Source organism: Nitratidesulfovibrio oxamicus, assembly GCF_015731765.1.
GTDB lineage: Bacteria > Desulfobacterota > Desulfovibrionia > Desulfovibrionales > Desulfovibrionaceae > Cupidesulfovibrio > Cupidesulfovibrio oxamicus.
This window is the reverse complement of the sequence record NZ_VRYY01000299.1, coordinates 1-3140: the sequence shown is the minus strand read 5'-3', so window position 1 is coordinate 3140 and position 3140 is coordinate 1. Positions and strand designations below refer to the sequence as shown.

The 3140-nt window shown below is 68.0% G+C and carries 4 protein-coding genes; 2 read left to right on the top strand and 2 right to left on the bottom strand.

Annotated elements, in window-relative coordinates; translation table 11 throughout:
• Positions 1-377, top strand: a 377-nt coding sequence (locus FVW20_RS10695) for an MFS transporter (RefSeq protein ID WP_196609518.1), incomplete at its 5' end; no start/stop codon positions are given.
• 4 nt (positions 378-381) lie between these two features.
• A complete protein-coding gene (locus tag FVW20_RS10690; RefSeq protein ID WP_196609516.1) occupies positions 382-924 on the top strand; it encodes an HD domain-containing protein in 543 nt (180 codons plus the stop codon).
• A 186-nt stretch (positions 925-1110) separates the two neighbouring features.
• Here the strand turns inward: FVW20_RS10690 and FVW20_RS10685 are convergent, their stop codons facing one another.
• Entirely contained in the window at positions 1111-2214 is a 1104-nt protein-coding gene (locus FVW20_RS10685; RefSeq protein ID WP_196609514.1) for a pyridoxal-phosphate-dependent aminotransferase family protein, read from the bottom strand.
• Positions 2215-2530: 316 nt separating this feature from the next.
• The coding region (locus FVW20_RS10680) for a glutamate racemase (RefSeq protein WP_196609512.1) at positions 2531-3140 on the bottom strand (610 nt) is incomplete at its 5' end.

The following is a 3140-nucleotide window of genomic DNA, read 5'->3' as shown; positions in this document are numbered from 1 at the left end:
GGCGCGGGTTGATCGTGGCGGGCGTGGTGGCCTGCGCCGTGCCCTTCGCGGCGGTGCCGCATCTGGCGGGGTTCTGGCCGCTGGCCGGGGCGTGCCTGGTGTTCGGTTTTGGCGAGGCGCTTGTGACGTCGTCTTCCGCCGCGCTGGTGGCGGACCTGTGCCGCGCACGCCATTATGGCACGGCCATGGGCGTGTTCGGCACCATCTTCGACGTGGGGCACGCCTCCGGTCCGCTGCTGGGCGGCCTGCTGGTGGGGGCGCTGGGCTATGGTCCGGCGTTCGCCATCATCGCCGGGGTATTGCTGTGTTCCGTGCCGTGGTTCCTGACGGTGATGCGCGGCTGCGATTCCGCCGGAACCCTGTGCGGGCAGGAGTAGCGACATGAACGCATATCACGACAACGCACAGGTGGAATTGCTGCGCGAGGCGGGCATGACGGAGGCGGACATCACCCATTCGCGCCTGGTGGCGGGCATTGCCGTGGGGTTGGGCAGCCTGGCCCGCGTGGCGGTGGACCTTTCGCTGGTGGCGCTGGGCGCGCTGTTCCACGACCTTGGCAAGGTGCGAACCGACGGCATCCTGCACGGGGTGGAGGGAGCACGGCTGGGCAGGCACCTGGGGTTGCCCGGCGCGGTGCTGGACATCATGGAAAAGCATGTGCGTGCGGGCGTGCCGCTGGCTCAGACCGCCCACTACGGCTTGCCCCCGCGCGACTTCAGCCTGACCTTGCTGGAAGAGAAACTGGTGATCTACGCCGACAAGCTGGCGGACATGGTGGAGGAGCCGGGACTGGTGGTGTCCGTGGGCGAGGCGCGGCTTCGGTTTGGCCGGATACTTGACGAGCGGGCCGACCTGGCCAAGGACGAGGCCACCAGGGCGCGCTATCTGGCCTGCGCGGCGGAGGTGGAGGAGTTGTTGCGGTAAGCGAGGGAAAGGGCAGGGCCATCCAGCCTTTTTGCTTCCCTGTCTCATGGCGTAACAGAAAACGCCCCCGGCACGTACCGCGCGCCGGGGGCGTTCATGTTGTTTTCAGCGGGCTGCCCGGGGAATGTTCAGCAAGTTGCCGCAGGCTTGCCGTATTCCGCGGTGTGTCCCTGCTGCCTTTGCCCGTCAGTCCTGCATCACGCTTTCGATGACATCCAGCGCCGCGTCCACCAGGGCTTCGGTGGCCTGCGTGCCCATGTGCCCGAGGCGGAACACCTTGCCCGCCATGGGGCCGAAGCTGCCGGACACGATCAGCCCGCGCTCGCGCAGCCCCTGCCGCCATTCCGGCCAGGTGAAACCTTCCGGGACCATGGCTGCCGTCACCGTGGGCGAGTTCACCGCACCCTCCGCCGTCCACAGTTCCACGCCCAGCTTGGCGAGGCCCGCGCGGCAGCGTTCGGCAACTTCCCGATGCCGGTCGAAGCAGCCCTGCATGCCGCCCTTTTCGTTCAGGATGGCCAGCGCGCCCGCGTTGAGCGCGGCGGTGCCATGCCAGTACGGGGTGTACGGGCAGCGACCATCCTGCTGCACGGTGCGGAAGGGGGCGATGGCGTCGTAGCCCTGATAGCCCACGGATTCGATGGTCTCCCACGCCGCCGGGCTGACGGACAGAAAGCTCATGGACGGCGGGGCGGAAAGGCACTTCTGCGAGCCGCCCAGCACCAGGTCCGCGTGCCATGCGTCGGCCTGCACGGGTGCGCCGCCCACGCTGGCCACCGCGTCCACGTAGAACAGCGGCACACCGCAGGCCTGCTTCAGCGCGCCAAGGCCTGCCAGCGGGTTCAGCGTGCCGGACGGCGTTTCGCAGTGCACGGCGGTAAGCATCTTGGGCTTGAAGCTGCGGATGGCGTCTTCGATGCCGGTCAGGTCGTCGATGGTTTCGTTGTACGGCAACGAGACCTTCAGCACCTCGCAGCCGATGGACGCGGCCATGTCGCCGATGCCGTCGCCGAACACGCCGGTGCCCACGGACAGCACCCTGTCGCCGGGCACAAGGCAGCTTTTCAGCGCGGCCCACAGGGCCAGCATGCCCTCGCCGGTCATCAGCACCACGTCATGCTGCGTGCCCATGAGCTGCGCGAGGTTGCGGCCCGTTTCCGCGTACAGTTTCAGGTAGTCCGGCTCGATCTGGCCGGAGCCGTAGTCGCGGGTCATGGCCGTCAACACGGCGGGGTGCAGGGTGACCGGGCCGGGCACCATGGGGATGGGGGCGTATGGCTTGTGCGCCATGGGGGTGACCTCCGGTGGTTGCAGGGCTGTGAATTTTCAGCGTTATGATAGAAAAGGAGTGGTTTTTTTACGCCTCCGGCGGGCAAGGGGCTATCGCCCCTTGCATCCCCGAAATATGCGGGTTGTCTTTTTGTGGCAGGCCGCCGTATGCCCCACGGCAACTCGTAGCGTATGAGACACCGCAGGTACCTTGGTGAAATCCCAGTAAAAGCCTTTTTTGGGGGTGCAGGGGCGCAGCCCCTGCCCGCCGGAGGCTTACAGAAAACCTAGCCCCGTCTTCATGCCATAGCCGCATGGCGGCTGCATGTCGCACAGACTACAGGTCTATGAGTTCCACCTCGTCCGGCGCGATGGCCGTGCCGAGGAACAGCCCGCCGGTGCGTACGAAGCGGGGCACGTCGTCTGTGGTCAGAAAGCGCGCCTCGCCGCATTCGTTGCCGCCCGGCCCCGTGCGCAGGGGGCGCATCAGCCCGGCGGCCTGCAATTCCGCCTGCACGGCAAGGGCGGTGGTGGCGGCGGAATCGACGATGACCGGTTCCGGCCCGATGACGTTGCGGATGGCCCGCGCCAGCAGCGGAAAGTGGGTGCAGCCCAGCACCAGGCAGTCGGGCGTTTCCGGCGTGTCGCTGCCGGAGGCGGGGCGAAAGATGGGGTCCAGGTAGCGGGCGGCGATGTCTTCCACGATCTTGCCGTCCACCCAGCCCTCCTCGGCCAGCGGCACGAACAGCGGGCAAGGCTGCCCGATGATCTGCGCGTCGGGCCGCAGGCTGTGGATGGCCTTGTGGTAGGCGCGGCCCCGGATGGTGGATTCCGTGGCGATGACGGCAATGTTGCCCCGGCGCGAGGCTCGGCAGGCCGCCTGTGCACCCGGCTGCACCACGCCCACCACCGGCAGGCCGGGGTTGGCGGCGCGCAGGGCGTCCAGC

What these genes read in the sequence shown, in the direction of transcription:
- FVW20_RS10690 (WP_196609516.1), top strand. Translation starts at nt 382, where the DNA reads ATGAACGCATATCACGACAACGCACAGGTGGAATTGCTGCGCGAGGCG.
- FVW20_RS10685 (WP_196609514.1), bottom strand. Translation starts at nt 2,214, where the DNA reads ATGGCGCACAAGCCATACGCCCCCATCCCCATGGTGCCCGGCCCGGTC.